The sequence below is a fragment of the Pseudomonas defluvii genome (assembly GCF_001695625.1).
Classification (GTDB): Bacteria; Pseudomonadota; Gammaproteobacteria; order Pseudomonadales; family Pseudomonadaceae; genus Aquipseudomonas; species Aquipseudomonas defluvii.
The window spans coordinates 63,305-86,884 of the sequence record NZ_MBPN01000007.1 but is presented as its reverse complement, the minus strand read 5'-3'; the positions used below and the strand labels follow the sequence as shown (position 1 = coordinate 86,884).

General features: G+C 57.2%; 35 protein-coding genes. 4 read left to right on the top strand and 31 right to left on the bottom strand.

All coding sequences use genetic code 11. The features are described 5' to 3' along the window. Window positions 1-27: 27 nt before the first annotated feature. The 3 genes from yejK to EKA13_RS03695 form a co-directional block, all read right to left on the bottom strand. Window positions 28-1,044: a nucleoid-associated protein YejK gene (gene yejK / locus EKA13_RS03705; RefSeq protein ID WP_021018462.1), complete on the bottom strand. Its 1,017-nt coding sequence runs from the start codon at window positions 1,042-1,044 to the stop codon at window positions 28-30. A gap of 87 nt (window positions 1,045-1,131) precedes the next feature. After that, on the bottom strand, window positions 1,132-1,863 hold the full coding sequence (locus EKA13_RS03700; protein ID WP_010792774.1) for a hypothetical protein: 732 nt from the start codon (window positions 1,861-1,863) through the stop codon (window positions 1,132-1,134). A 174-nt stretch (window positions 1,864-2,037) separates the two neighbouring features. Continuing rightward, entirely contained in the window at window positions 2,038-2,487 is a 450-nt protein-coding gene (locus tag EKA13_RS03695; RefSeq protein WP_010792775.1) for an ADP-ribosyltransferase-containing protein, read from the bottom strand. A gap of 168 nt (window positions 2,488-2,655) precedes the next feature. On the opposite strand from EKA13_RS03695, the gene EKA13_RS03690 reads away from it, so the two are divergent. Beyond that, entirely contained in the window at window positions 2,656-2,958 is a 303-nt protein-coding gene (locus EKA13_RS03690) for a hypothetical protein (protein ID WP_010792776.1), read from the top strand. 53 nt (window positions 2,959-3,011) lie between these two features. Here the strand turns inward: EKA13_RS03690 and EKA13_RS03685 are convergent, their stop codons facing one another. The 4 genes from EKA13_RS03685 to EKA13_RS03670 all read right to left on the bottom strand — a co-directional run bounded on the left by EKA13_RS03685 (window position 3,012) and on the right by EKA13_RS03670 (window position 5,610). After that, on the bottom strand, window positions 3,012-3,602 hold the full coding sequence (locus EKA13_RS03685; RefSeq protein WP_010792777.1) for a hypothetical protein: 591 nt from the start codon (window positions 3,600-3,602) through the stop codon (window positions 3,012-3,014). 143 nt (window positions 3,603-3,745) lie between these two features. After that, window positions 3,746-4,378 carry a hypothetical protein gene (locus EKA13_RS03680; RefSeq protein ID WP_010792778.1) on the bottom strand — a complete coding sequence of 211 codons (633 nt, stop codon included), beginning with the start codon at window positions 4,376-4,378 and terminating at the stop codon, window positions 3,746-3,748. 92 nt (window positions 4,379-4,470) lie between these two features. Further along, a complete protein-coding gene (locus tag EKA13_RS03675) occupies window positions 4,471-4,731 on the bottom strand; it encodes a hypothetical protein (protein ID WP_010792779.1) in 261 nt (86 codons plus the stop codon). A gap of 3 nt (window positions 4,732-4,734) precedes the next feature. After that, entirely contained in the window at window positions 4,735-5,610 is an 876-nt protein-coding gene (locus EKA13_RS03670; protein ID WP_010792780.1) for a hypothetical protein, read from the bottom strand. 155 nt (window positions 5,611-5,765) lie between these two features. Here EKA13_RS03670 and EKA13_RS03665 point away from each other — a divergent pair, with 155 nt between their 5' ends. Further along, window positions 5,766-6,614 carry an HNH endonuclease gene (locus tag EKA13_RS03665; RefSeq protein ID WP_010792781.1) on the top strand — a complete coding sequence of 283 codons (849 nt, stop codon included), beginning with the start codon at window positions 5,766-5,768 and terminating at the stop codon, window positions 6,612-6,614. On the opposite strand, the gene EKA13_RS03660 is transcribed toward EKA13_RS03665, so the two are convergent. The 16 genes from EKA13_RS03660 to EKA13_RS03585 all read right to left on the bottom strand — a co-directional run bounded on the left by EKA13_RS03660 (window position 6,611) and on the right by EKA13_RS03585 (window position 17,733). Next, complete coding sequence (locus tag EKA13_RS03660; RefSeq protein WP_010792782.1) at window positions 6,611-6,949, bottom strand: hypothetical protein; 339 nt, start codon at window positions 6,947-6,949, stop codon at window positions 6,611-6,613. The genes EKA13_RS03665 and EKA13_RS03660 overlap by 4 nt on opposite strands. Window positions 6,950-7,044: 95 nt before the next feature. Continuing rightward, entirely contained in the window at window positions 7,045-8,850 is a 1,806-nt protein-coding gene (locus EKA13_RS03655) for an AAA family ATPase (RefSeq protein WP_245704299.1), read from the bottom strand. A gap of 190 nt (window positions 8,851-9,040) precedes the next feature. Then, entirely contained in the window at window positions 9,041-9,661 is a 621-nt protein-coding gene (locus tag EKA13_RS03650) for a hypothetical protein (RefSeq protein WP_010792784.1), read from the bottom strand. A gap of 161 nt (window positions 9,662-9,822) precedes the next feature. Next, window positions 9,823-10,365: a hypothetical protein gene (locus EKA13_RS03645; RefSeq protein ID WP_010792785.1), complete on the bottom strand. Its 543-nt coding sequence runs from the start codon at window positions 10,363-10,365 to the stop codon at window positions 9,823-9,825. 102 nt (window positions 10,366-10,467) lie between these two features. Continuing rightward, a complete protein-coding gene (locus tag EKA13_RS03640; RefSeq protein ID WP_010792786.1) occupies window positions 10,468-10,695 on the bottom strand; it encodes a hypothetical protein in 228 nt (75 codons plus the stop codon). 9 nt (window positions 10,696-10,704) lie between these two features. Beyond that, complete coding sequence (locus EKA13_RS03635; RefSeq protein ID WP_010792787.1) at window positions 10,705-11,034, bottom strand: hypothetical protein; 330 nt, start codon at window positions 11,032-11,034, stop codon at window positions 10,705-10,707. A gap of 104 nt (window positions 11,035-11,138) precedes the next feature. Beyond that, window positions 11,139-11,795 (bottom strand): Bax inhibitor-1 family protein, encoded by a 657-nt coding sequence (locus EKA13_RS03630; RefSeq protein ID WP_010792788.1) that lies wholly within the window; start codon window positions 11,793-11,795, stop codon window positions 11,139-11,141. 95 nt (window positions 11,796-11,890) lie between these two features. Continuing rightward, the gene (locus EKA13_RS03625; protein WP_010792789.1) at window positions 11,891-12,148 is read right to left on the bottom strand and encodes a hypothetical protein; all 258 of its coding nucleotides are present in this window, start codon (window positions 12,146-12,148) and stop codon (window positions 11,891-11,893) included. An 87-nt stretch (window positions 12,149-12,235) separates the two neighbouring features. Next, window positions 12,236-12,685, bottom strand: a complete 450-nt coding sequence (locus EKA13_RS03620) for a hypothetical protein (RefSeq protein ID WP_021018526.1) — start codon at window positions 12,683-12,685, stop codon at window positions 12,236-12,238. Window positions 12,686-12,787: 102 nt separating this feature from the next. Continuing rightward, window positions 12,788-13,120 carry an Arc family DNA-binding protein gene (locus EKA13_RS03615; RefSeq protein ID WP_019437739.1) on the bottom strand — a complete coding sequence of 111 codons (333 nt, stop codon included), beginning with the start codon at window positions 13,118-13,120 and terminating at the stop codon, window positions 12,788-12,790. A 158-nt stretch (window positions 13,121-13,278) separates the two neighbouring features. Next, the gene (locus tag EKA13_RS03610) at window positions 13,279-13,668 is read right to left on the bottom strand and encodes a hypothetical protein (RefSeq protein ID WP_010792791.1); all 390 of its coding nucleotides are present in this window, start codon (window positions 13,666-13,668) and stop codon (window positions 13,279-13,281) included. A gap of 23 nt (window positions 13,669-13,691) precedes the next feature. Continuing rightward, entirely contained in the window at window positions 13,692-15,506 is a 1,815-nt protein-coding gene (locus EKA13_RS03605; protein WP_010792792.1) for a phosphoadenosine phosphosulfate reductase domain-containing protein, read from the bottom strand. A 232-nt stretch (window positions 15,507-15,738) separates the two neighbouring features. Next, window positions 15,739-16,164, bottom strand: coding sequence for a phage protein NinX family protein (locus EKA13_RS03600; RefSeq protein ID WP_010792793.1), 426 nt, complete (start codon window positions 16,162-16,164; stop codon window positions 15,739-15,741). A 42-nt stretch (window positions 16,165-16,206) separates the two neighbouring features. Further along, the gene (locus EKA13_RS03595; RefSeq protein ID WP_010792794.1) at window positions 16,207-16,440 is read right to left on the bottom strand and encodes a hypothetical protein; all 234 of its coding nucleotides are present in this window, start codon (window positions 16,438-16,440) and stop codon (window positions 16,207-16,209) included. A gap of 93 nt (window positions 16,441-16,533) precedes the next feature. Continuing rightward, window positions 16,534-17,025, bottom strand: coding sequence for a hypothetical protein (locus EKA13_RS03590; protein ID WP_010792795.1), 492 nt, complete (start codon window positions 17,023-17,025; stop codon window positions 16,534-16,536). A 48-nt stretch (window positions 17,026-17,073) separates the two neighbouring features. Continuing rightward, complete coding sequence (locus tag EKA13_RS03585) at window positions 17,074-17,733, bottom strand: hypothetical protein (protein ID WP_010792796.1); 660 nt, start codon at window positions 17,731-17,733, stop codon at window positions 17,074-17,076. A gap of 174 nt (window positions 17,734-17,907) precedes the next feature. On the opposite strand from EKA13_RS03585, the gene EKA13_RS03580 reads away from it, so the two are divergent. Next, entirely contained in the window at window positions 17,908-18,459 is a 552-nt protein-coding gene (locus tag EKA13_RS03580; protein WP_010792797.1) for a hypothetical protein, read from the top strand. 255 nt (window positions 18,460-18,714) lie between these two features. Here the strand turns inward: EKA13_RS03580 and EKA13_RS03575 are convergent, their stop codons facing one another. The 8 genes from EKA13_RS03575 to EKA13_RS03535 all read right to left on the bottom strand — a co-directional run bounded on the left by EKA13_RS03575 (window position 18,715) and on the right by EKA13_RS03535 (window position 22,933). Beyond that, window positions 18,715-19,092, bottom strand: coding sequence for a hypothetical protein (locus tag EKA13_RS03575; RefSeq protein WP_010792798.1), 378 nt, complete (start codon window positions 19,090-19,092; stop codon window positions 18,715-18,717). 407 nt (window positions 19,093-19,499) lie between these two features. Next, the gene (locus tag EKA13_RS03565; RefSeq protein WP_023111046.1) at window positions 19,500-20,204 is read right to left on the bottom strand and encodes a hypothetical protein; all 705 of its coding nucleotides are present in this window, start codon (window positions 20,202-20,204) and stop codon (window positions 19,500-19,502) included. A gap of 96 nt (window positions 20,205-20,300) precedes the next feature. Continuing rightward, window positions 20,301-20,624, bottom strand: coding sequence for a hypothetical protein (locus tag EKA13_RS03560; protein ID WP_042853080.1), 324 nt, complete (start codon window positions 20,622-20,624; stop codon window positions 20,301-20,303). An 8-nt stretch (window positions 20,625-20,632) separates the two neighbouring features. After that, on the bottom strand, window positions 20,633-21,253 hold the full coding sequence (locus EKA13_RS03555) for a YkgJ family cysteine cluster protein (protein WP_023111048.1): 621 nt from the start codon (window positions 21,251-21,253) through the stop codon (window positions 20,633-20,635). Between the two features lie 66 nt (window positions 21,254-21,319). Then, the gene (locus EKA13_RS03550) at window positions 21,320-21,532 is read right to left on the bottom strand and encodes a hypothetical protein (protein ID WP_019484800.1); all 213 of its coding nucleotides are present in this window, start codon (window positions 21,530-21,532) and stop codon (window positions 21,320-21,322) included. 122 nt (window positions 21,533-21,654) lie between these two features. Beyond that, complete coding sequence (locus EKA13_RS03545) at window positions 21,655-21,978, bottom strand: hypothetical protein (protein WP_010792803.1); 324 nt, start codon at window positions 21,976-21,978, stop codon at window positions 21,655-21,657. After that, window positions 21,978-22,394, bottom strand: coding sequence for a hypothetical protein (locus EKA13_RS03540; protein ID WP_023111049.1), 417 nt, complete (start codon window positions 22,392-22,394; stop codon window positions 21,978-21,980). Before EKA13_RS03540 ends, EKA13_RS03545 begins: the two co-directional genes overlap by 1 nt. A 314-nt stretch (window positions 22,395-22,708) precedes the next feature. Beyond that, the gene (locus EKA13_RS03535; protein ID WP_019484798.1) at window positions 22,709-22,933 is read right to left on the bottom strand and encodes a hypothetical protein; all 225 of its coding nucleotides are present in this window, start codon (window positions 22,931-22,933) and stop codon (window positions 22,709-22,711) included. A 421-nt stretch (window positions 22,934-23,354) separates the two neighbouring features. Here EKA13_RS03535 and EKA13_RS03530 point away from each other — a divergent pair, with 421 nt between their 5' ends. Next, window positions 23,355-23,579: a hypothetical protein gene (locus tag EKA13_RS03530; RefSeq protein ID WP_052267637.1), complete on the top strand. Its 225-nt coding sequence runs from the start codon at window positions 23,355-23,357 to the stop codon at window positions 23,577-23,579. Window position 23,580: the final 1 nt, after the last annotated feature.

Genomic DNA, 23,580 nt, shown 5'->3' with positions numbered 1-23,580 from the left:
TCACGTGGTAAGAGTGGTCGGGGCCGCTTAGGCCCCTTGAGAGTCCTTCCGCTTCGCGAGTTGGTCTTTGAGCTGGCGCGGAATGTTGCGGATGATCAGCATATCCTGCTCTTCATCGTACTCAACCGTCGATCCCAAATGATGGGCTTCGAAGGTGATGGCCAAGCCTTCAGCACGTCCTGTGAAGCGCTGGAACTCCTTCAAAGTCCGCTTGTCCGCAGGAATTTCCGGAGCCAGACCATAGTCCTTGTTCCGGATGTAGTCGTAGAAGGCTTTCGGTCGGTCTTCGTCGATCAGGCTCGAAAGTTCGTCCAGGGTTACCGGTTGCCCGAGTCGCGCTTGGGCGTTGGCGTAATCAACCAGCGTGTCGGTTTTCTCCCTGGCAGCTGCTTCTGGCAGGTCTTCGCTTTCAACGAAGTCGGAGAATGCTTTCAGCAGAGTTCGCGTCTCGCTTGGAGCATCGTGGCCTTCCTCGCAACCGATGAAGTCGCGGAAGTAGTCGAAAGCCTTGCGGCCACCTTTCTTGAGGAAGGAAATGTACTGGCGCGACTTGGGGTTGTTACGCCACTCAGACAGATTGATCCTTGCGGCAAGGTGGAGTTGCCCCACATCGAGATGCTTGATGGCGGCTACCTCGAGGCCTTCGGTCAGCGCGACGCCGTCGCGGTGATGGAGCATTGCGAGCATGAGGTAGTCAGTCATGCCTTGCTGGTAATGCGCCAGCAGGAAATGGCCCCCGACAGTCAGGCTCGATTCTTCCATCAGCCTCACCAAGTGCTCGGCTGCCTGGCGGCTGAAGCTCACGAAATCCTGTCCGCCATCCAGGTACTCGCTCAGCCACCCACTCAGTGGATAGGCCCCCGATTGACCATGGAAAAGCCCCCAACCTTTAGTTGCCTTGGCGTTGTAGGCATCGTTGAGATCGGCAAGCAGGTTATCTGCGGCCTCGTTGTGTTCCAGTTCGGCATCCCGGGAGTGGAGTGCCGCCGGGTTCCCGTCGGGTTTCTTGTCGATGAAATGGACAATGCAATGGCGAATGGGCATGGGGACCTCAGGTCAGACTGATAAGCAGAAAGCGGTTGCCGGCGAGATCCTAACGGGTGAGATCCTGCCGGCAACGGAGGAGGGCGATTAAGCGCAAGCGTCGAACCGGAACTCGCAAACTCGCTTGCGAGTGGTGCGTGCGCTGGGTCGATCGGTGACGAAAGATTCCGTTGGGATGCTGAACAGGCGGAGTTGGTCCCGTTGTTCGTGAACGGTGCAGATACTGCACTGCTCCAGCAGCACGTTGGTCGGCTCAGAATCCCGGTTGAAAACCAGCATGAGCCCCGAGGAGAGAGTTGGGATGTCCGGCGATAGTGAGCAGATACCCCCCTCGAGCTCCAGCATCAGGTCATGGAGTACAGGGGACCGCAGATCGGGGTGAACGATCAGCTGGGTGAAAAGCGTGAAGGTGCCATTACGGCGTGGCCATCCTTGACTGAAGAGTTCCCCGGCTAGGTAAACGTCCTGGCTGATATTGTCCATCGCGATGACCAGATCCAACCCTTTGCAGGTCGTGGCGATGAAATAGCCCTCTGCGCAGAGGAGAGCATTGCCAGCAGTCTGTTCGGTATCGGTTACCAGAATTTTGAATGCTACTGCTCGGGCGTCTGCGCCGAACTGGTTGTATCCGACACTGATGTAGGCATGCAGGTCCTGGGTGGTACCAGGATTCAGCTTGATCAGCCTGCGTTCCGCGGAATCGAAGATTGCCTGCGGAGAAAATGCCTCCTTCAACTCCTGAACGGCAGTGTCCACCGTACGATCGCCATCCAGCATGTAGGTGTAACCGTCGAGAAGTTCGGGGGTGAATTTGACCATTTGCCTGATTCCTTTTGGCTGGGGGTGGGAAGAGGTTGCGCGATTTGACGGGTGGCACAAAGCCAAAATGGCACGCTGAAATCCCGACTCGCCAAGCCGATAATCTGCCACCTGCTGGCGTGCCTGAACCCCCTGAATTCAGAGTGTGAACTCCACGCTTCCTTGTAGGAGACGTCAAGCTGCGCGGCTATCCAGTCGACGAACATCCAGGACCTGTGCAGGGGAAAAGACCACTACCTCGTAACTGCCGTCCGGGTAGGTGGCCACAAGTCCGTCATGACCGAGCTGCTCAAGTCGCTGCTGAATCTCAACTCCAAAATAGCCGTCGGTTTCAATAGCCCTGGTTATCAGCTCAATTGCAGTCTCGATCGAGAAAATCTGCTCGATGAGGGGAACGGCCGGACTGTCCAGGTCGTAGTCATGCTCAAGGCTGGCCAGGCAGTGGAGAGGGTTGCTCATGTTGAGCTTGACCTCCCAGACAGAGCCGCCAGGTCCTGCGTATTCATCGGCACAGGCTTGATCCCCGAAATACAGGCCGGAACCAAAAGTTCCGCGACTTGCGGGCTGGAAGTTAGTGGTTCGGGCTTTGGTCCCTCGGTAGAAGTTTTTTTGCTTCGGGAACATGGTTCTCTCCTGATCGAGTGCTCATGTTCCATGAAGAGGGGAGGTGCCAGAACCGAGGGGAAAATGCCGATCATCAAAAGATTTGGCAGAATGCTTCTGGCACAAGAAGGACGGCTTGATAGTGACTCCATCGCGGGGCAAGGGGCCCCAGCTACAGGAGCCAGCATCATGCAGAACGCCAACAACATTTCCGCATTCGAACAGCGCTACAACGAAAAGCTCGATGAGCTCGCAACCGAGCTGGATGGGGCCCTGCCTTCCTATCGTGAGCTGATGGCCCAGGTATCAGGCTTGCTGGCAGAAGACGGTCATTCTCTTGATGTGATCAGCGGATATGACGACTTCGAGGCGTTCTTCACCTGGCTCGACACGCTGACGGCATACGACCAGATGGATGAGGATGGTTCGCTCGAGGACCATAAGCCTCTCTTGGCAGTCATCTACGAAGCCATACGCGCAGGCGAGGCCTGACATTCGGGAAAAACCCGACACGCCTCTTTGAGTGTGTGTCGGGTTTTTGATTATCAGTCTTTGGCCGGTAGCGGTTCGCTGGGCTGATTGGGCTCCAACCCAGAATCGGCTTCGGGTGATTCTGCCGGCGGGAGCAGCTCCCCGGCCGAGTCGAAGCTCAGTCCATCCGACGTCTCAGAGCTGTTGATCACAGAGTGGTACAGCCCCTCGCCCATCTTCCAACCGGGATATGCAGTCATGCCGCCGACAAAGGCGATTACCAGCGCTGTCAGCACGATTCCGATCCACTCGATTGAGCGCTTGATCACTTTGACGGTGATCGAGTCCGGCTCATGCCGGTAATTCTCTTCCTGCTTTGCCCTTATCTCCAGAAACACCTCACGAAGGCGGGCTAGGAGCTTGTTGGCTTCTACCTCGCTGGTGAACCACGCGAGTGTGTTGTAGCCCTCCTTCACCTGCAACAGGGGCTTTTTGGAATCGAAGGGATTGTCCTCTTGAATGACCGTGAAGGAAGTGTGGCCGCCGTAGCCGCAACGTACAGCTGTGAACTGCCCCAGGGCAGCGAGATGGATGTCGTCCTGGTGGACTTCGATTTGGACTTCGTCCGCGGATTCGAAAACCTTCTTGTCTCGAATGCTGATCATGTTGGCTCCCTGGGTGAGAAAGGCCCTAGTGTCCTGGCCGTGGGCGCGCGCACAAGCGAAATGGCAGGGCTGAAATTCGGCCTAGGCCTCACCCAGGAACAGGAAACCCCGCCGAAGCGGGGTTCATGGAGTTGGGATTGAGCTCAACTCACTTTCTTGGACAGATCCGCGAAGGTGAAGCCTTTAACCTGCTGGAGCTGGCGCTCCAGGTGACCGATCAACTCAGCTTTCGCCCGGCTGAATTGCTCCACTCGCGTTTCCTGCGGTTTGGATTTGGAAGTGACCATGTAGCCGCCGATGAGGCTTTTGACGTTGTCATGTTCATAGCGATTCAGCGGGGAGGGAGCAGCCCCGGTTTGACTCTGCGCCCAGTCTTCCTGAGCAGCTACGACCTTGAATGCGTTGTCCGCAGGCACGCATTGCCGGAATACCGGGTTCTTCAGCCAGTTTTCCATCGTGACCCGGTGTTCGTCCAGATCCTCGGCGGAAAGGCCCTGATAGTCATTCAGGAAGAACCAGTTGACATCACCCCAGCGGCAGTTGTCATGCCAGTCCGGGGTAGAGAAAACCTCGATTCGGCCGGCATACGGGGCTACGAACAGGCACTCGCCTTGGCCCAGATCAGCCATGGTCCCGAGAGGCATCTCTATAAGGATGTCAGCAATCTTGAAGCCGACCTCCTGCATGCGCTGATAGGCCAGGCGCTCCGCCTCGTCACTGGAATAGGTGTTGATGGCGCGATTGAGGTCGAGAGCGTTGGGGTTATTGGTGCTCATGGAGTAGATCCTTCGTTGATGAATTCGATGGACCTATGGTGAGGCTGCGCCGGTTGTGCCAGAACCGGTGCAGCAGACCGAACTGGAAATGCTCAGGCAGAACCATGATCCAGTTTTACCAGCGCTTCCGGGAACGCGATGATGTGGCCCTCCGCATAGCTTTCGACGCGGATCTTGCCGAAATCAGCTCCCAGAGTCCTCCCAAGCTCGAACACCTCGATGGCGTTGGTGGCCCGAACGCCGATGCAGTAACTGCCGATACCGTCGAGGCCGGGGGTAGCTCTCTCCCGCAGGCCAGCTGCTTCGAGGCGAAGTAGCAGATTTCTCGCAGTTTCATTGCAGGGTTGGAGCACAGTTCAGTCCTCCAGGCTCTCTTGCGGTTGGGCAGCCGGTGCGCCAGGCAAATAGTGTTCAGGCCCGAGTTTCTCTGGCGAGATTCGCTGCAACGCCCAGCCGTCAACATATAGCCAGCCATCTTGCTCCTGGAATGAACCCTCAAGGAGGTTTGTCCGGTAGCGATGCGCGTAGGCTTCGACCTCCGCATCAGACGGCACCGCAGGCAGGCCTTTCTCCACTCGGGTCCGCGCATCCCTTACTGCCCGGTCAAGACGCATCTGAGCCGCAGCCCTGTTCATTCGCCCTCTTAGGGTATCTTCTGCATCCTCAAGATCGGGGTCGATCCCCATCAGCTTGACCTCATTGCTGAAGGCGGATACGGCAATTTCAAGGTGCGCCTTCCAATGCTCGGCTTGGTGCCGGCACTCTAGGTCGAGCTGAGCACTGGTGGTGATGCGGCCAACAGCTCGATCATAGTGGGCGATCATGCATGCCTCGGATTGATCTGCGCGGATTGGTTTATGCCAGTAGCGCCATCGGAACCCGAGATCCAGCCAGCCAGGCTGCGAGACGATCATTTCCGAATTGCTAATCCGTTCGACAACAAGCCAGGGGGTCTGATCGATCCATACCGCATCGACGGGCGGTTCGTCCTCAGTCAGCGGCTCGTAAGCGACTGGCCCGTCTAATGGGGCGAAGACCTTTTCGGACTCCACAACGTCGTACCAGGGGTAAGAATGGGACAGGGGAGGAGGCAGCACCAGTGGTTGCTTGCCGGCGAGGAGCCGATGATAGAGCGAACTCTTGTCCGGGAGGTGGTTGGGCATTGCTCCAGCTGCGGCAACGATTTCGAGATAGCGCTGCCACACCGGGCAGCTTTCCGATGGCGTGATCATTGAGCTCCTCCAGGAGTTGCTGAGGCTCATGATGGTAACGGCCGACTCTAGCTTGGCTATGCCAAAACGCAACGGTGAATTTCCCGGTTATCCTCGTCCACCGGTGCCGGTTTAATTGGCGGCTGCTCATTACTTAGAGGCTCAGGAGAAATAGCATGAGCACGACAGATGATGGATTTCCTCCGCGGGTAAAAGAAGATCTACGGCGGGATGTTGGGGGTTACTGTTCAGCCCCATTTTGTGGGATTCAGACCTTTGTCTACGACCGGGCCCGGCGCAAAGACAAGCTGACGGGCGATGCTGCGCATATCTGCGGAGCGCGCCCACACGCGGCCCGATATTACGATCTGCCGATGGATGTGGATCGTCACGGCTATGAAAATGGGATTTGGCTGTGCGCGGTGTGCCATCGCATGATCGATCACAGTGCGTGCCTTTACCCGGTTGACATGCTGCTCCATTGGAAGCGCCTGGCAATAGACGCTCACCAAGCCGGAGGACGCCGCCTTCAAGCTCTGATGGTTGGCAGTGATCTCACCCGCGATCATCAAAACGCGGCGCAATTTCTCAACGACGTATGGCAGGTCAGAGTGAAGTTCCGGGAGGCGAAGTTCAACGTATCGCCCGGGGATCGGTTCAACTCCACTGTAAAGTTCGACACTGAGTTTGCTCGACTGATTCGGAACCGGGCCGGCCTGTACATGGCCAAGCCCTGGAACGCCTACCATCCGCACTGGACATTCACTCCGGAAATTCAGGTTTGGGAAAGTGAGATCGTTCGGATGGCTGGACGCCTGGCCGAAATGCCTGCCCTGGCATTGATGGGTGAGGGAATGTTCGATTTCTACCACCAGGTGGACGAGGAGGGGAATTTGGTGTTCCGCGACGAATCAACGAGGTCCCTGCACATCTTTGTGCAGATGCTGGAGCGCTTCGACGAGTTCCTGACGGATTACAAGGGGCCACAACAGAGCCCCTATGGCTCCTCACCCTATGGCTTCTAGCAGGGTGCGACTGTACCGAGGTGGAAGGTCTCTTGGACCTTCCTGCTCACCAGTTCGAGTGCTTCATCGACGGTCAGCGGGGGAAGGGAGTCGTCTCGGTAGAAGACATGCACTCCGCGCCCGATGAGATTGGCAGTTCCCCGCTCGCGATTGATGCGCAGTTGGCAGGCATCTATCGAGTGTCCGCCGGCTGCACGGCCCATGATGGCGAAGATGCTCTTCGCACAGCCTTCGGGAGATGCGAAATCGAACTCCTCGGGGATAGGAGTCGAGGTGGTGGGCAGCACCGGAATGGTGGTCGATCCATAAAGCAGGTGGGCGTGCTGGAGTTTCATGGCCGTGCTCCTGTTGTGGTTTGCAGTCAGGATCGGCCGCATGCTCTTGTGCCAGAAGCAGCTGGGCCGGAGTAATCCCGGCCCCACCGGCGCCTTCAAGCGACCGCCGCGGACTCCACAATCTGTACCGGGAACCCGATTGGCTCCAGGGCCTGATATACGACTTCGCCGCCAATGGTCTCGTGCGCCAGCAGTTGCTCGACGATGAAATCCAGCTCTGGGCGGCAGTTCTCGATCAGTGCCAACGCCTTTTCATACCCAGCGTTCAGCAGCGTATCCACCTTTTCCATGATGATCCGGGCATCGATCGCTATGCCGAGCTCTCGCATGGTCGCCAGGCTGGTGAGGCTTTCGTCATTGGACATCCCGTAACTGGTCACCATTGAAAGGGCTATCCTAGTGGCTTCTTGCAGGTCCCCGGCAGCGCCAGTGGATACTTCCTGAAAGACGTTAGCTTCCGCAGCGCGACCGGCCAGAACCATAGCGAGCTGCGCCTGAATCTCGGACTGCAAATGCAGTCGCTTGTCCTCGAGCGGAAGAATCAGGGTGACGCCTTGCGCAGGCCCGCGGGGGAGAATGGTGACTTTTTCCACCCGTCCGGTGTTGAGAAGCGCGCCAACCAGTGCATGACCAGCTTCATGAACTGCCACTCTACGACGGTCCTCAGGGCTTGCCAGTTTCTGGTTCTCATCCGCTTCACCCATGCGCTGGATCTCGATTGCTTCCAGGATGTGGTGCATTCCAACTTCGGTATCGCTGCTGCGAGCGGCAAGAAGCGCTGCGTTGTTCGCAACGAAGGCGATAGCTGCTGGCGTCAGCCCCATGCAGTTCTTGGCAAGGCGGTCATAGTTCAGGTCTTCTGCCGGCTTGGTCTTGCCTAGGTACAGCTGCAGTAAGCGTACCCGGTCCTCGAGCGTCGGTAGGGGGACATGAACGGTCCGGTCGAATCGACCTTCCCGGCGAAGAGCTTTGTCCAGGGCATCGACATGGTTGGTTGCGGCGATCAGCATCACCCCAGCATTTTCGCTAAACCCATCCAGCTCGGTGAGGAACTGATTGACGATGCGGTTCCCTTCACCATCGGCAAGGCGCCCTTGGTCGACGCGCCGGCCAATCCCGTCTATTTCGTCGATGAACAGGATGCACGGCGCTTTGCGGCGTGCCTCTCGGAACAGGCCCTTTACCTTCTGGATGCCAACGCCATAGAACATGCTGCTGAAGCTGCTGCCATTCGCTTCGATGAAGTTCACGCCACACTCATTTGCCAGCGCCTTGGCCAAGAGCGTTTTGCCTACGCCTGGGTCGCCGGTAAACAGAACCCCTCTCGGTGGTCGCGCGTTCAGCAGGGCGAAATTCTCTGGGGTCCGCAGCCATGCGGTCATGTCCATCAGGGTTCGCTTTGCCTCATCGCACCCGATCACGTCCTTGAAGGTGACCTTGGATGTCGCTTTTTTCCTACGGATCGTGAGGTAGGGGCTCAACATGGGCCAGAGCATGCACCCGAAGAAGAGGACCATCATCAGTTGAACCGCTACGTCCAGCGAACGGGCTGCGCTGATCTGAGGGCCGATCTTCAGTTCCTGAATGGTGAACAACGGAGTCTTTTCGTTGTAGATCAAGTTGAGCAACTGCCGGGCTACTTGGCCGAACTGGTCGCTCACGACATAGGCCCGTTCGTCCTTGGTCGTGATGTAGATGTCTTCCTTCCCGATGTCAGCTTCGATGACGTTCCCTAGACGGACGTCTTCCATGAGGTTGTCCAGCGTTTTCCTGTTATCGGTCCACCGGGAGGGGTTCTTGCTGATCTGATCCATGATCGTTGCCTGGTGCTGACCAGCAGACGTATCAGGCCCCTGGGGTTGCAGGAATTGGTTGTACGCCCAGTATCCGCCGAACAGCACCAAGGTGAGTGCGCACCCGATCATTGACTGCACATACTTGTTGCGCAGGGACCGGCGGATGCGCGTGAGGAGCGAGTCTTTCATGGAGTTCCCTTTAGGCCGGGCCCAAGGCTGGCCCGCTGGTGATGAAAAGATCATGAGCAGGTGGAGTGTTCAAGCCATCTCCACCTTCTGAAAAGCTGGCGCTTGGTTAAAAGCCCATGCCGAGCTGCTCTGTCAGCTGGGTGGCCGGAGCAGGCTTGGGCGCTGGCGAATGGTTGCCTGCAGGCGCGTCTGCAGGCACGTACACCGGCTCCTTCTGCAGGCCCAGTTCAACTTTGATCTTTTGGACAGCAAGGTAGGCCTCGATGTAGGGACGGGTGTGTTCACCGTGAAGCCCACGAGTGCTCAGGTTGAGCCCTACCTTTCCACTTGCATCAGCCATGAGGTAGCGACGGCCATCCTTGATCACCTGAACGAAGCCCTGTGCGTATCCGCTCTCCGCGAAGCGGGTGAGGCGGTCTACTTCAGAGAAACGTGAGCACAGGCTTGTGTGCAGAACCTGCAGGTGATGCTCGGCTTTCTTGAGGTCGTCTTGCTTCGGATCTACGCCGGCCCATTCGAGGATAGTGGCCCAGGTGCCGGATTGAGTGCGCGGCAGCTGGACTCCGGTAACCGCGGTGAACACTGCCTTGCCGACATTGTTCAATCCGTTTGCCAGGAAATTGAGCGCATACGCATCGCGTGCCAGGAGAGCTTCGGCGAAATGCAGGTGATAGTCCCGCACCTGGATTTCTCGACCGGCGCGCCCGCCCAGCTCGTGAGCGTACATGGCTGCTATCCCTTCGACCGTATGGGTCTCAGGTGACGGTTGGAGTTTGCGTACTGCAGTCATCGTGTATCCCCTGGCTGTGTTCAGAATGGACACAGTTTCAGGGCAGACGATGCGTGCCAGAACCGCAGTGAATTGCCCTGCGGCCCTGGTAGAAGGCCTTACAGGCGCTGAACCTTTACCTTCAGCTTGATCTCATCAGCACCTATTCCGTTAGCAATTTCCACCTCGGAATTAGCCATGACGACCATGCTGCTGTTTAGACTTTGGATACGGAAGGATGCAGATTCGAGTTCGGTGTCTCCGAGTTTGAGTTTTTGCTCTTCGAGGACCTGAACGTAGCTACCGTCGACAGAGACGGCAAATTTGTCGTCGGACGCTTCTCGAGCCGTAATATCGGCCATGAACCCAACGGGCACCTTTTCCTTCTCTCGAGTCGGTTTGTCACAGGCGGGTTTGAAGGGATTCAACCAGCGGCTGATGCCTTCCCGGCACGTCACCGTCACGTTGGTATCGATTTCCTTGAAACGCCCATCGTTGAAATGGGCGGTAGCCCCTTTCGAGATTTCCTGGGTACCGCTGCTGAGCACAACGCCGCCCTTGGTGACTTCGGTCTGGATCGTGATGCGATCGCCGGCGGATGCAGGCACCGAAATTACAGCGGCCGCGACTGCGGCAAGAGCAAGCATGGGGAGTTTTGGCATTCGTTCTCCAAAGGGTATTTAAACCCTGGATTGAGGGGTGAAGCACCTTTTCAGGTGCTTCGTTCAATGAGGCGGATCATTGCCTTGGCAGCTTGAGAGAGCCTACTGTTCTTGGTCGACGGCGCTCCGCTGACCGACAGCCATGCAGCCGGCAACGAACATAAGGATGAGAAGGCAAAGGGCACCGGCCCCCATGGTCGTCAGCAGACCGAAGATTCGATCCGGGTCAGCGGTCATGTCCTGGTCGAACAAGGCGTACAGCCAGTCACTCTTGAAGCGGCCGAGATAGTAGGTCAGAGCGAACACCGCAAAAATGATCAAACGAAGCATCATGAGCTCCTACAGGACTGCTTTGAGATAGTCGATTGCGGGGTCAAGTTGCTGGACGGGATTGACCTGGTGGTCATCCATGAAGCCGATCAGCAACTGGACATCGGAACTGAAGGCTCCCGAAGTCAACAGGGCCTGCGCCAGCGAGCTGCCAACTTCGTATTTGGAAGCTGCAGCCTCCCAGTTACCAACTGGACCGACCTTAGCGATTTGCGAAATGCATCGTTGGGCGGTGAACCCGCTGGTGAGTCCACCGCGGATAGACAGGAGGATTGCCAGTTGCGTCTGAGACGAAACCTCGGTGTCCTGGGGCTTGGTAGCGTCAGTGTTCTGGTTCATATGGATAGGAGTCCAATGGTGGAGACTCCTATCCTATGAAGTGGTGGCGACCCGTACGAGCCAAGTTGAGGGGCTGAAATCCGTTATGGACCGGGACGGCGGACTCACTTCTTCGAGATGATCTCCAGTACCCGCACGAACAGGTTGATGATGTCCAGGTAGAGCGATGCCGCGCTGTCCACCGCGTTGTCGACGGTCCGCTCGATCTGGTTGGCCCGCCCCCAATCCACACCTACGTATCCACAAAAAATGGCTGCGACGATCCAGTCCATTACGCCCAGTTTTACGTCGAACACGAAGATCTGCAGCAGCTCAACCACGATCGTGATGCACAACGCCCAGAAAAGCGCAGCCTCGATCCGTTTGAAGAAGGCCGGGAACAGCGTTCCCAGAACCATCATGGATACCGTGAGGAGGGTGGTGACACGGACTGCCGCGATGATGTTTTCCTGCGAGTGGCCGGGAATGAACATGACCAATACCAGGCCGATCGGAACCACGATCATGTTGTAGCCGAAGAAGCTAATGATCGGGTTCTTCGAGCTGAAGATAATGATGCAGCCGACGATCGCACTGGCGAAGTATCCGATGATGAACACCAACGGGTTGATCGCTTTGATGGTTTCGGTCGGGATGGTTGCTACCATCCACCAGTTCAGGGCGAAGCCCCAGAGAAGTACCGCTCCGAGGATCAGGTTGTAAACCGACGCGGATATCTGGTGATAGCTGCCGATGCGGCTGAAGGTATCGTTCTTGAACATGATGGTTCCTTTCGCTCGACGAGCCCCCCATGGACATCGTCAGGTCCTACATTCAATTACCTGGTCGCGTGTGCCACCAGCTGGTTCATAGCAACTTAGAGATGCTCAACTACATCCCCGCTCTGAGAGTAAAAGACGGTTTTGTTGACGACGTTGAACTCTCTATCTTGGTATGCAGCTCGCCACATAGACTCCGGGACGTCGCAGCCCAGTTCACGGACCACCCCCTTGAAATAGCCAAGCTCCTGGGCATGAGAACGTGGGTCGTCGAGGTTGGAGTAAATGATCCGTTCATCGCTGTATTGCTGGCCCGCAGGCGGCTCCGCGAAAACGACTAGGTAGAACTCTGCCATTGGCTTGTCCCACCCAAGTTGAACCCGGACCAAGCCATTGGACTTCGCGCACGGCACGCAAACAATGTGTTGGCTCATCCGAAATCCCTAGAAGTTGATGAATGTTGGCGCATCGGCCAGCTTGAAACGGTACGAAATGATAGGTCCGCGCTTGATTCCTCCCCAGAACGTGGACGCATTTGAGGTCTGATCCGGCACCACCAATGTGCGCGAAAGCAGTGTGAGTTCCTTTGCCTGGTCGAGCAGCCACACTGGTTCATAATCTGGCTCAGGGCGATCTGCGCCGATGAATAGCAGATACACCCGCTGAAGCTCGGTGCTGTAAGCAACCCCTACATTCTTTTTGCCCATGAAGTCGGGATAACAGATCAACTCATATCGATCAATGTCCGCGCCGACACCATCGTTGAGGGCGTGACGATACTCGGCCAACATCCTTTCTGCTTCCGCATATGCGTCAGCAATGGGAGTTTTCCCTTTTCCACTGAATGGTATCGGATCGCTGAGAGTGCATTTTCCTGTGGGCGTATCAGTCATTTGTCATTCCCTACATTATCGCGGGCGCGAATAACACGCCTCTTTTACGGCCCAAGCCCCACACTTGATGGGGCTTGGGATTCAACAGACGGGCTTAACCGATCAGGATGCTTTGGCGAGGTGAGGAGCCTGGGCCACTGGTGTGAGGAGTTCGACCAGCGCGGACTGCTGTTTCACGTCGAGCTTCCTGAAACGGGCAATTAGGCGAAGTTCATCCGCGGACAGACCTTCGCCGTTCGCTGCAGGAAGGTTCTCATTCCCATCCTGAGATTCGGCCTCAAGGCTCGCTTCGAGCCGAGCAAGGATTTCTGAGTTCATGCTGCGGAAGTTCCCCCGGGCAACGTCCGCGATTTTGTTGCGCATTCCGTCCGGGAAGCGAACCACGAATTTGTCTGCGATTCGTGAGGCATATAGTGGGAATTGACTGTTGCTCACTTTCTTTCCTTCATTCTGTCCACGTTCATGCGACTGAGGACCTCTCAGGGCAGTCCATGGGGTTGTTAGTCTATCGGCCCGCTGGCGTTATTCGAGCCAAACCGAGGCCCAGGTTTTCAGGCTGTACTACTGAAGCGCTTGGTCATTGTCGGCCGGTGCTAGTCTGGGATCGGGTTGGTTTCGTTCTCGTCGCGGATAGCGCGGCACAGGTTCAACAGCGCTTCACGGACCTTCGGGGAGCGGCCGCCGCCGGAGAAGGGCACACAGAACTCGACGTCTGCCATTTCACCCTCGTCGCTGATCACTGCTACGCAAACGTCAGAGTCCCCGTCCAGGATCAACCGCAAGCGTCCTTGGCCCATATCCTCCCTGCGTTCGAAGAACTCACCCAGGGGAAGCGGCGGCCCCTGATCCTCGGTCTGCTGCTTGAGCAGTGCGCGGGCAGCCTCAATGACCTGGCCGCCAAAGAGTGTGTCGCCGAAGCGACCTCCGTCCTCGGTCAGCGTTTCTGCTGCCTCTTCGATTGCCAGGCTGGTGATCAGGACCATAGTTTCATCCTCGTAGTTCGGGTTTAGAGAAATAGCGCCAGCTGCCCGATCAGGGCATTTCGCTTGTCTTCTTCCTTTTTCTGGAACTTTGCTTGCAGGGTTTCGACCAGCGCATGCGGGTCATTGATGATCGGCATCAGCCCGTGGAACCAGGCCTGGTTGCCCACGCGCATCATCCGATCCCACTCTCCCAGGCTGCCCTTGTAGAGGGTTACAGTTCCGAGACCGACCAGGTAATGGACAACGCCTGAGGGGTTATCCAGCACCGAGATTCGGTTCAGGGCATAGTCGAGGTCGAACTCCCAGAACAATGCCGCACCTTCTTCGTCGATCTCGAACTCGTCACCTACGTTCGCGTTCTGAACGATCTTGCCGTTCGGAAGAACGGTGGTGTCTTCCCAATCCACGGCAGCAGCTTCCACATTGCGGAATCCGCGCCACGCGGCGAAATATTCCTCATCCGCGAAGGGAACCTCTGCACGGAAGGAAACGTCCTTCTCGGTGTACTTAGGAATCGAGGCAAGATCGGGAATGTCATAACGCTTGCCTTGCTCGTAGATCTCTTTCCAGGTGCGCAGGGCCATGAAGCTGCGTTGGTACTGGTACCGGCCCCAGAGGCAGTCCAGAGCGATTAGCTGGCGGTGGTCAAGAAGATGGAAGCGGGGAGCAATGCCCAGCTTGCGTGCAGCGATCTGCTCCCGGACTTGTATCGTCAGAATCAGGCGCAGCAGCTCCAGGGTATATCCCGGAGCGTAAGCGTTGGGTACGACCTTAATTGTCCCGGTTTCTTCGTTGATCGTACGCGCCAGCCAGCAGCGCGCAGACGGATCGAAGTGTCGCGCCAGCATGTAGTTCCGCAGGTCGAGCAGGGGCTTCATCCAAGCGTGCTTTCCGCCCTCAGCCGAAATCATGTTTTCGGCGCTGGTGTCCTTCGAGATACGTCCGCAGGCCCAGCAACCTGTCCTGGCGGAGCAGGGTGGGCGGTTCTGCTCCCGGCCCGAGATGTACTGGTTGACCATGCAGTCCCCGCCGTTGGCGTCCCGGTAGATATCAACCAACTCTTCGAAGTCGGAGTAGGCCTCAATCTTCTCGGAGCGGACGTGCCCGATGTAGGTGAAGATGTCGAACGCATCCCATTCGGCGATCGGGCTCAACACGAGTTGACCATCTTCCATCGCATCGACAGCTTCCGTAGAACTCTCACCTCGAGCCTTCATCCGTGCAGCGCGCTGCGCGCTTTCCTCGAAGCGTGTGCCGATCAGGCTTACCAGATTTGCGTCTTTCGCTTTGACTCCATCCTTTTCGGCTATCCAGGCACGCACTTGGCGCTTGATTCGGTCCAATGCTGACTTCTTCATCATCTGTTGGCACTTGGTGTTGTTGCCCACCGACATGATCGTGCGGCCGGACAGCAGGCCAACGAGATAGTCGTTGGACAGATTTGGGGAGGCCACCCAAACACGAGTCTCGATACCGGCAGTTTTGGCGTAAGCCTTGATCGCCCTGATCTGGCCTTTGTTGTAGATCTCGATCACTGGATTTTCGAGACCAGTGTTCGAATGGATTACGTGCAGTGCCGGAACACTGTGGCCTTCAGCGATCAGATCGCGCAGGGCGGTAAACGCCAAATTCAGTGTCACGCTGCTGTCCTTGCCTCCCGACCAGGCCACCACTAGGCGACGACCTTCGCGCACCTGCTGCTTGATGGCCTCAACCGCGGCTTTCACCTTCTCGTCGAAGGTCAGGTCTACCACCTGCAGAAGAACCGGGGCAGGCTCTGCGGCGTCGAATAGGCCGGCTTGTATCGACTGGTTCAGTTTGGTTTGCGCGGAGGTCATGGTGCTGGGCTCACTGCGATGAATATCGGAATGAGCCCAGTTTCAGGGGCACTTGGTTGTGCCAGAACCGGGGTAAAGGAAAAGTTTCGAGTTGCTGCTCAGGGGAGGTATGGGAGCCGCTGGGCGCAACTCAGGGGCTAAGTTCAGTGCCAATAGCTGGAGTTGAACCAGGGTTAGGGGGCAGGCGCCCCCTCAGTTAACGGACGGGATGATCAGGAGCCGAGATTGCGGTTCAGCCCGGCTGGACCAGCACTATCGGGACTCGCACTACGGGGCCCATCTCTTTGGCGACGATAGCGCGGCAGGCGGCCACCTTGACGCCCTTGTAGGTTTCAAAGCTGGTGCCCGAGTCGAAGCAATGAGCGCTCCCCCAAAATTCACCTTGGCGGCTCGGGTCTCCCGATTCGTGGTTGCCCAGGACGATGGCGCGCTTCTCGATCAACGGGCCAAGTTGGCTCCAGTTGCTCGAGGGGCTGTATTTGTCGCCGATCTTGGCCATCATGCCGCCAGGCGCTTTATCCCAGATCCAGTAGCCTCCATTCGCTGTATTTCCGAAAGCCATCGGGTCGTACTTTATCGGCAGGCCTTCAATCGTTGCGATGGCCCAGTCCAGTGCCGCGCCGATCAGCTCCTCAGTTTGTACTTCAACCATGTTCATCGTTGTGGTCCTTCTTCTAGAGACGCGCTCTTGGGGGGTTGGTTATGCGATGACGCGATTCAAGAGGATCGCCGGGGCGGTGAGCTGGGGAGTTTGCTTGGCGGCTGTGATAGCCAGGATGCCCTTGCTGCAGCTGATCTGCAGAATGGCACCCTGATTGTCACGCGCTAGGATGGACACGCCCATCGACATTGCGACGTCGAAGCGCATGGCTCCAGATGCCACGGTGTAGCCGAGGGCGGTGAGTTGCTGGAGTGGGGATTGCTGCTGGCTCATGGCTCATTACTCGCTTGTTCGTTGATGTAGCCATGTTCGAGCGGCTCAGCCTGTGCCACCACCAGGGGCTGAATTTTCTTTCAGGCGTCTTACTCAGTCGATGAACCGACGGAACTGAGCGCTTTCCGGGTGTTTTGCCATCGGCTGAAGACGATCCGCTTCTGTGGGTTCCTGCAGCTCTCCGTCCCTCAGCACGCAAGTCATGAGACCATCGACCGCATCGCGCAGTACGTCGTTGAGATTTCGCAGGTGCAGTGCTTCTTCCTCATCACCATGAAAGGCCGCTTGTTCGCAAAGGCCTACGAGAAGCATGGAATTCGCGATGAGGGACAGGGCCTCCAGGGACATCTCCAGATTTCGCTGGCAAGCCTGCGATGCGACCACCACACGGTCTGCTTGCGGCAGAACCATGGCAACTGCACCGTTGTTGTACTCGCGGAGCTCCCAGAGACCGCCAGAAAACTTGCCCTCCATCAGCGAATTCATGACCGAATACAGGTTGTTTGCGAAGTTCGAGCTTTGGCGACCGATCTTCAGTTCCAAATGCTGTACAGCATGTTCATTGGGGATTACGCGGTAGGACACGTGGAAGACTCCAGGACGATGAGCCCCGGTCAGCCCGGGGCGAAGGGGTTAGATGGTGCTCGCGACCGGGGTGGCGACCAGTTGGGAGGTGATGATGTAGTGCTGACGATGATCTTCAGCAGTGGGGTCCGGGCTAGAGCCCGCCTCTTCGTAGAGGTTGCGGATTGCCACTTCCTGGGCGGTTCCCTCATCCGCACAGCGCACGTGATAGACAGAGTCATCGTCATCATCTGCGAGCCTGCAGGTCACGGCATACAGGCTGCCATTCGGGTCCACCTCATGAACGACACTGCGCAGAGGGACGAGTACCGAAGTGGAGGGCTGAATCGAATCATTGAGGGCAGTTGCCAGACGCTCGATGTGCTCTTGGCAGCCGCTTGAAAGTACCTCGATCGGAGAGTCCGGGTTGTCGGTGTTTACGCAGAGCTCCCACGCAACCCCAAGCCAGGTGCTGACGCTACTGGCAGCGCGATAGAAATTCTGGAGCTCACCAGGAAGGAGGTTGACCTCTTCCTGGTCATAGATGAGGACATGCTCGTCGTCATAGAGCAGTGCAAGCCCAGGCGCCAGGCCCACGTCGTGTCGAATGCTGCTCAGCAGATCTTGGTCCTGGGCAGGATGGATCGACCTGAACAGGATCGGGGTGGCTGGATCATCAGTGTTCTCCAGCTGGCCAACCTGGCGGGTGAATGCGTTCGTAATCTTCATATGTGGACACCTGTGGCCGTTGTGTTGATGAGGTCATTACACGGTGGTCAGGGGTGTGCCAGAAGCGGTTCGTGAATTGGAGACGGGTACTTTGGTTGGTGCCAGCTATACAGGCGGAATAGCCTCATGGATGCAAGGTCGTCGCGCCTTGCCAATCCCTAATAGGAGGCCTGAATGGCAAAGCCGGAAATCGACTGGTTGGTTTATGTGAATGGCGTGGAGGTAGGGCAGGTCCCCCACGAGGAAATGGAGCGGATCACCGCGACGGTGAAGCGCGACTGGGTGGTGTATGTCTCCCAGGGTGTGGAAGTCCTGAAAACGGCGCTTCGGATGCTGAAACTCGCAGTGATGTGTGCCCCGGCGGTTGCGTTGCTTCTACTGGTGTTCGACGCTCTTAGCTCGCCAGTTGAATTCGATCGTGACTTCCAGCTGCGGTCTCCGCACGAGCTGGTTCTGGCATATGCTGCGTTCGGGTACCTGATCGCCGGCGGCACCACGCTGGTCATGCTGGCTATGGGGTGCCGGTTTGGCTTCCAAAACCAGTTTACGGCCCGCGTCGTGCGCTCTACCAGGAGATTCCTAGCGGTACCAGCGGACGGTGAGGTGCAAATAGAAGGGATTCACCGCCATCCACAACCGCCCGTGATGAGTTGGTGGCAGATTCTCCGTGCAGCACTCAAACCGCTGTGCAAGAAAGGCGAGGTGCAACCACCGGCGCAAGGATGATCAAGGCAAAGACACGAAGGCCGGCTTTGCCGGCCTTTTTGATGGGTCTATCTGAGTCGCACCAGGAAGCCTGCGAGGGCGTTATCGATGCAGCTCCTGGCATCTAGGCCGACAGCCATGAACATGCCGGAGAGCCCATCAGGTGCCGCTGCAGCCTCCAGTCGAACACGAAGGAAACCGTCAGAGAACTCAGGTCGATACTTCAGAACCCAATCCAGACGTTCAGTCTCTGACCGTTCGACGCCCAGCGAATGATCAGAACAGCATTTCACCGCGCTCACCTTTTCTTCGGGCTTTCTCTCGAGCCTCTTCCAGCAATTCGTCGGGCCACGGAACCATGCCCGTGACGGTGCATTCTTCTATGGGGGCGATTGCGCCGGCGATACCGGTCAAGGTCACATGCGTTGCCTGCTCGCGAAGGCAGTAACGCATCTTGCTGCCCTGGAAGTCCCTGCAAGAGTCGAAGAGGATCTCGCCAAGGAAGTCGTCACCGAAATGAGGTTTCGATTCCACGCGGCACATGTAGCCGGTTACCCGGTACCGACCTGGTTCCTTGCCGAAACTGTCGGTGCCGTAATTGACAAGAGCCCCTACTTCAGGGGCCAGGATTTCTGCGGGGATAAGGTTCGACATGACAGTAGCTCAACGGTGAATTTGAGCCATGCTCACCCACTCTGCGCGGTGCCACTATCCCCGCCGGCGAGCCCTAGCATTAGTCGCTCAAGCGCCTCACGGGTGGCGTCTTCAGCTTGCTCCAGAGCATCCTTGTGGCCCTGCTGATATGCGGTGCGAAGATTCTTTGCACTGAACTCCGGGTCACACCGTAGCTCACGAATGGCTCTACAGAGTTGCTCCCCAAAGCCTTGAACATGGTCCAAGGTCACGGCGGGGAGTGCTGGCGTCTGACGGTGATTCTCGCTTTCCATGGCTTGCCTCTCGGGAGCACGGTAGGAAACGGACGTTTATAGGGCCAGGTGCCCTAGCCTCTATTTCATTCCCTGAACTGGGCCATGAAAAGCGAAAATGGGGGGCGGAAATTCCTAGACTGGGCTGAAGTCTCTGGCTTTCTCGTTCAAGGCCCGTAGCAATTGCCCGCCGGCAGCGTCACCGAAACCCCGCTGTAACCTGGTACCAACAGCTTCGTTCCCAACAAATGCCATAGCCTCTGCCACGCCCCAGCCAGCTTCCTGACAGCCGATGAGGAAGTCCACCGCTACAACGTGATGCGAATGTCTATTGCCGCGGCGGTCCTCCGTCTGGTGGCTATCCCTGGCCACACCATAGACAGTCAGGGAGGGAATGGAGTCTGGGTCAAGCTCTCCATGAACAGCCGTGATCTGAAGCCGGTCGAGCGGGAATGTCTGCATTTCCAGCTGCAGTACGCCATGGTCGACGCTGATGTGGTCATACGAACCTTGGGCGAGCCAGTTGTTGAGTAGGGCGGCCTGGCGCTTATATTCCCTTGTTATCTCCATGGCCTTGCCGATCCGGTTGAAGGCAAGCAAGAGGCATATCGCTGCAATGGTGTTCGATATCCAAAAAACGACTGCTGTGGATAGGCTTGCTTCCAGCAGTTGACGACCATCACCGATAACGCACCAGGTCATCCAGCCTAAGCAGATCAGGATATCGCCCAGGGCGAAGAATGTGCGTTTGTCGATAGGGGCGTGGAGCTCCCATTGGGTGCGAAGATCAGTACCTTCGAATATCTCGTCCGTCATCAGAGAGCGTCGAAACTTGTGCATGGTGAACCTCATGGCCTGTTTGAGTTTCGCCCAGTCTCGGAGGCGGGCTCGCGTGCCAGAAGCCGTAGCCGGCGCTGCAGTCACCGGCTGTGGAATTCACGCAGCTTGGGTCGGCTGGTGTTTGGGCGGGGTGGGTACAGTCTTGAGGCTCTGGCCCTTTTTCGGCGTCAGCGCACGGATGGTGTTCGTCATTCCGTCGGCCATGTCGATCAGGTAAGTCGTCGAGAAGACACTCACGATCATCCCAACCAAGCCCAGGTGGCGAGCAACAGCGGAGGGAGCCTGGTATCCGATGAACCCCAGCGCGATCGCAGTTGCGGCCAGCGCAAAGGCATACTTGTCGATTTTGGTGCGACGTGCGATCAGTTCATCCAGACTCCGGGTGCATGTTTGGGGGCGGGCACGGCCAACAGTATCCATACGGTGGTTCATTTCCTGGTTTGGGGATTGGGGAAGTAGTGCCGAACATCTTCCATCGGCGACACGTGCATCACGGACATGTATCCGAACCAAAAGTCATTGAGGTTCAGATTGATCGCCGTCGAGTCGATAGGGGCGATGCGCGTATCGCACATGGCATTGGTGCCCGAAATGGAGAAGTGAAGCCTGCACGCCATGGGCCTGGAGTTGTAGATAGAGCAGGCATTCTGCTTCAGAAAGGGACAGGGTTGCCGGAAGTAACGGTTGGCGAGTTCGCCTACCGGCTCCCCGGAGGGAGACTGGGTGCGCTTCCTGCCAGTCGCCTCGGCGATGATGTCGGCCTCAACTTCATGGATGGCCACCGCGATATGGCAGCAGTGACTGCAGGTCTTCTGGCAGGCCGAATGAGGGCCGATGGCCTCTGCAATCCGATCGCCAAGCTTCCGAAGGCGCATGTATTTCGCCTTGAGGCTACCCTTCTGGTCACCGATTTCGGCCGCCATTTCGCCTGCATTTACTATCCAGGGAGCGTCCCGCGCGATGCGGAAGGCATTTTCCTGGGCTGCCGCCTCCAGTGCCTCTCGCTTCGGCAAGCTGGAAACGTCGATGGTCGAGATCAGTTCATTCATAGGTTCGGATCGGGGAGTTAGATGGCCGACATCATAACGCCAAAGCCCCGCAATCCGAGGGGCTGATCAGCTTTCCGCTTGGTACTGCTGCGGTGAGAGCCCTGTCAGCGCGGTGAATTTGGAGTCGATGCTCACGAGTTGGCGACGCCAGCTCGTCAGGGATAGCTCCAGCGCTTGAATTCCGGGAGTGCGCTCTAGTGCTCTTTGGTCGAGGTCGATGAAAGCGAGGATGCGATCTCTGGCGCGAAGAAGTTTTTCGATTTGAACAGGGTCTTGCATGAGGGTAGTGCGTTCCTTCGTGGTGGAAACTCCATTTGATGGAGATGAGGTAGGCATGAAACGGGCCAAAAGTTCGTTCCGTACTTGAGGCCCGGTGGCATGGACCATTGAGGGGATGCCAGTCAGGATTGCTGAACGTGGTGCCGCGCGAGATCTCGCTGCTGCCGTACGTGCTCGAGCAACTCCGGGCAGACCAAACGCCAGATCGATGCAACGGCATGACCGGCAGTACAGGTTAGTCCGGTGTCCTTGAATCGGCCGGTGGCCAGAAGCTGCTGGGCCAAGTCTTCGTCGACATCCCAGTTGACGCAGAACTCATCCGTTTTCAACAGGGCATCCGGAATGTTCACAGAGAGTGTGCAGTAGGGAAGGCTTTCCTCATCCCAGACCTGGAGTGCGATACCGAAATTCTTGTAGAGGTGCGCGGTGAAGGTGAACGCTTCCATCAGTCGAACACCTCTTCAGGTTTCCCGTGGATGATGGGAAGGGCGCTGCCTTCCATCCTGACGGCGGACATCGCCTCGTCCTCATAGCCCCAGATATTGGACTTGTCGGACTGTCGCTGAAAACCGAGCCAGAACACGGGGATCTGGCGGCCGTGTTGGATGTAGTCACGCATCGCTTCAACCAGGCTCCGCATGGTTCCGCCGTGGGTAAAACCATGCCAGCCGTTCCCAAATGTTGCAGGGTGGGTGTAAACCCGGGCTTTGGAGTAGTGGTCGTGAAACCACACCTTGCCGCGCTGGTCGAGTTCAAGTCGGGCAGTGGTGTTGGTCGTATCATCGAAGAAAAAGCGCCGGCCGTGCCGGGCGATGACTTGGATTAGCTGGTTGGCGTGCTCCAGACGTTCTTGCTTGCTCACCTAGTTTCCTCCTTGGGGATAGGGCAGCTGGAGCCGACATCCTCTCGCAGGACTTGGTGTGCCAACAGCATCCAGTGGCGGATAGGCTATGCCTCTTGCCAGCGGGTTCAAGTGAAGTGGAAGGGCTGGAGTTCATCACCAGGGATGAAGGCGATCGACAAAGGCGAGAAAGATAGAGAGGGCCGCAGAAAAAGGAAAACCTACCCCTGGCGGGGTAGGTTTAGAGGCATCACAACTTCACCCTGATGGTGCCGGTCCCGAGGGAACTGCATCCAGGAAACCTAGCGCATCAGCCATGGGCGAGCAGCTTAAGGTCAGCCCTGAGGAGCAAACACCGTTTTCTCTTTATTGGATTCAAAAGAGATGCAGGCGAGGTTCCGCTTAGGGATCGAATCACCCGGCTTGTGGTTCAGTGCAGCGAGTCGTTCAGCGTTGCAAGCCTGAGCGAGTGCAGCTTCTTCTGCAGCCTTCTCCACTTTTTGGGAGTGAACTGCATAGATCACGAGGCCGATGAGGGCGATCAGGAAAAGGTTTTTCATGAGGAGTCTCCATTCCGAGCAAAGGACGATGAATCCCAGGGCTCGGTTGCCAGGGATCTAAGGCAGATTCCTGGCGCGCGGCCAAAGAATCAGCCGCGAGGGGACTGGCAGTCAGCAGGTTGCATGACTGCGCGTGGTTGTGGTGCCTGGGTGGATCTATCACCAGATTTGCAGAATTCTGCCAACCGAGTGATCCGCTCAAACCCCCTTGAATGCAAGGGCGTAGGAGCGGTGCCTAAAAGCAATTTCAGGCAGTAAACGAGGCGAATTTATCAAGGGTCGGCGAACAGATCAACGTGATTTGCTTGCAAAAGGCCACTACACGGCCACCTTTCCGAATCAGCCGAGGCTTCTGGCACAATCTGCACCGAGGAATGATGCCCACTCTAGGCAATCAAGCCACCAACAAGGAGTTCAGAACATGGTCGCCATCACCGCGCTGAAGAAGGACGATGTCCTTTACGATGTCGTCTCGCAGAAGGCCGGCAATACCACTCTCCGCCGGCAGGCGGTCTACAGGGTTCTCGTTACCGAGGTGGCTGAAGATCATTCCTATGTCATGGCCCGCTGGAACGGAAACGCGGAGCGAAAGTACCGCGAGGGCCAGGTTAAGAAGTGGCGACGCACCGCTCCCAAGAAGGACTGAG

What these genes read in the sequence shown, in the direction of transcription:
- EKA13_RS03630 (WP_010792788.1), bottom strand. Translation starts at nt 11,795, where the DNA reads ATGTTCAAGAACGATACCTTCAGCCGCATCGGCAGCTATCACCAGATA.
- EKA13_RS03640 (WP_010792786.1), bottom strand. Translation starts at nt 10,695, where the DNA reads ATGCTTCGTTTGATCATTTTTGCGGTGTTCGCTCTGACCTACTATCTC.
- EKA13_RS03595 (WP_010792794.1), bottom strand. Translation starts at nt 16,440, where the DNA reads ATGAGCCAGCAGCAATCCCCACTCCAGCAACTCACCGCCCTCGGCTAC.
- EKA13_RS03685 (WP_010792777.1), bottom strand. Translation starts at nt 3,602, where the DNA reads ATGATCAGCATTCGAGACAAGAAGGTTTTCGAATCCGCGGACGAAGTC.
- EKA13_RS03585 (WP_010792796.1), bottom strand. Translation starts at nt 17,733, where the DNA reads ATGAAGATTACGAACGCATTCACCCGCCAGGTTGGCCAGCTGGAGAAC.
- EKA13_RS03695 (WP_010792775.1), bottom strand. Translation starts at nt 2,487, where the DNA reads ATGTTCCCGAAGCAAAAAAACTTCTACCGAGGGACCAAAGCCCGAACC.
- EKA13_RS03700 (WP_010792774.1), bottom strand. Translation starts at nt 1,863, where the DNA reads ATGGTCAAATTCACCCCCGAACTTCTCGACGGTTACACCTACATGCTG.
- EKA13_RS03680 (WP_010792778.1), bottom strand. Translation starts at nt 4,378, where the DNA reads ATGAGCACCAATAACCCCAACGCTCTCGACCTCAATCGCGCCATCAAC.
- EKA13_RS03605 (WP_010792792.1), bottom strand. Translation starts at nt 15,506, where the DNA reads ATGACCTCCGCGCAAACCAAACTGAACCAGTCGATACAAGCCGGCCTA.
- EKA13_RS03565 (WP_023111046.1), bottom strand. Translation starts at nt 20,204, where the DNA reads ATGCACAAGTTTCGACGCTCTCTGATGACGGACGAGATATTCGAAGGT.
- EKA13_RS03530 (WP_052267637.1), top strand. Translation starts at nt 23,355, where the DNA reads ATGGTCGCCATCACCGCGCTGAAGAAGGACGATGTCCTTTACGATGTC.
- EKA13_RS03670 (WP_010792780.1), bottom strand. Translation starts at nt 5,610, where the DNA reads ATGATCACGCCATCGGAAAGCTGCCCGGTGTGGCAGCGCTATCTCGAA.
- EKA13_RS03545 (WP_010792803.1), bottom strand. Translation starts at nt 21,978, where the DNA reads ATGGAAGCGTTCACCTTCACCGCGCACCTCTACAAGAATTTCGGTATC.
- EKA13_RS03550 (WP_019484800.1), bottom strand. Translation starts at nt 21,532, where the DNA reads ATGCAAGACCCTGTTCAAATCGAAAAACTTCTTCGCGCCAGAGATCGC.
- EKA13_RS03650 (WP_010792784.1), bottom strand. Translation starts at nt 9,661, where the DNA reads ATGTACGCTCACGAGCTGGGCGGGCGCGCCGGTCGAGAAATCCAGGTG.
- EKA13_RS03645 (WP_010792785.1), bottom strand. Translation starts at nt 10,365, where the DNA reads ATGCCAAAACTCCCCATGCTTGCTCTTGCCGCAGTCGCGGCCGCTGTA.
- EKA13_RS03555 (WP_023111048.1), bottom strand. Translation starts at nt 21,253, where the DNA reads ATGAATGAACTGATCTCGACCATCGACGTTTCCAGCTTGCCGAAGCGA.
- EKA13_RS03620 (WP_021018526.1), bottom strand. Translation starts at nt 12,685, where the DNA reads ATGACTGATACGCCCACAGGAAAATGCACTCTCAGCGATCCGATACCA.
- EKA13_RS03635 (WP_010792787.1), bottom strand. Translation starts at nt 11,034, where the DNA reads ATGAACCAGAACACTGACGCTACCAAGCCCCAGGACACCGAGGTTTCG.
- EKA13_RS03575 (WP_010792798.1), bottom strand. Translation starts at nt 19,092, where the DNA reads ATGTCGAACCTTATCCCCGCAGAAATCCTGGCCCCTGAAGTAGGGGCT.
- EKA13_RS03580 (WP_010792797.1), top strand. Translation starts at nt 17,908, where the DNA reads ATGGCAAAGCCGGAAATCGACTGGTTGGTTTATGTGAATGGCGTGGAG.
- EKA13_RS03560 (WP_042853080.1), bottom strand. Translation starts at nt 20,624, where the DNA reads ATGGATACTGTTGGCCGTGCCCGCCCCCAAACATGCACCCGGAGTCTG.
- EKA13_RS03625 (WP_010792789.1), bottom strand. Translation starts at nt 12,148, where the DNA reads ATGGCAGAGTTCTACCTAGTCGTTTTCGCGGAGCCGCCTGCGGGCCAG.
- EKA13_RS03535 (WP_019484798.1), bottom strand. Translation starts at nt 22,933, where the DNA reads ATGAAAAACCTTTTCCTGATCGCCCTCATCGGCCTCGTGATCTATGCA.
- EKA13_RS03600 (WP_010792793.1), bottom strand. Translation starts at nt 16,164, where the DNA reads ATGAACATGGTTGAAGTACAAACTGAGGAGCTGATCGGCGCGGCACTG.
- EKA13_RS03690 (WP_010792776.1), top strand. Translation starts at nt 2,656, where the DNA reads ATGCAGAACGCCAACAACATTTCCGCATTCGAACAGCGCTACAACGAA.
- EKA13_RS03660 (WP_010792782.1), bottom strand. Translation starts at nt 6,949, where the DNA reads ATGAAACTCCAGCACGCCCACCTGCTTTATGGATCGACCACCATTCCG.
- EKA13_RS03610 (WP_010792791.1), bottom strand. Translation starts at nt 13,668, where the DNA reads ATGGTCCTGATCACCAGCCTGGCAATCGAAGAGGCAGCAGAAACGCTG.
- EKA13_RS03665 (WP_010792781.1), top strand. Translation starts at nt 5,766, where the DNA reads ATGAGCACGACAGATGATGGATTTCCTCCGCGGGTAAAAGAAGATCTA.
- yejK (WP_021018462.1), bottom strand. Translation starts at nt 1,044, where the DNA reads ATGCCCATTCGCCATTGCATTGTCCATTTCATCGACAAGAAACCCGAC.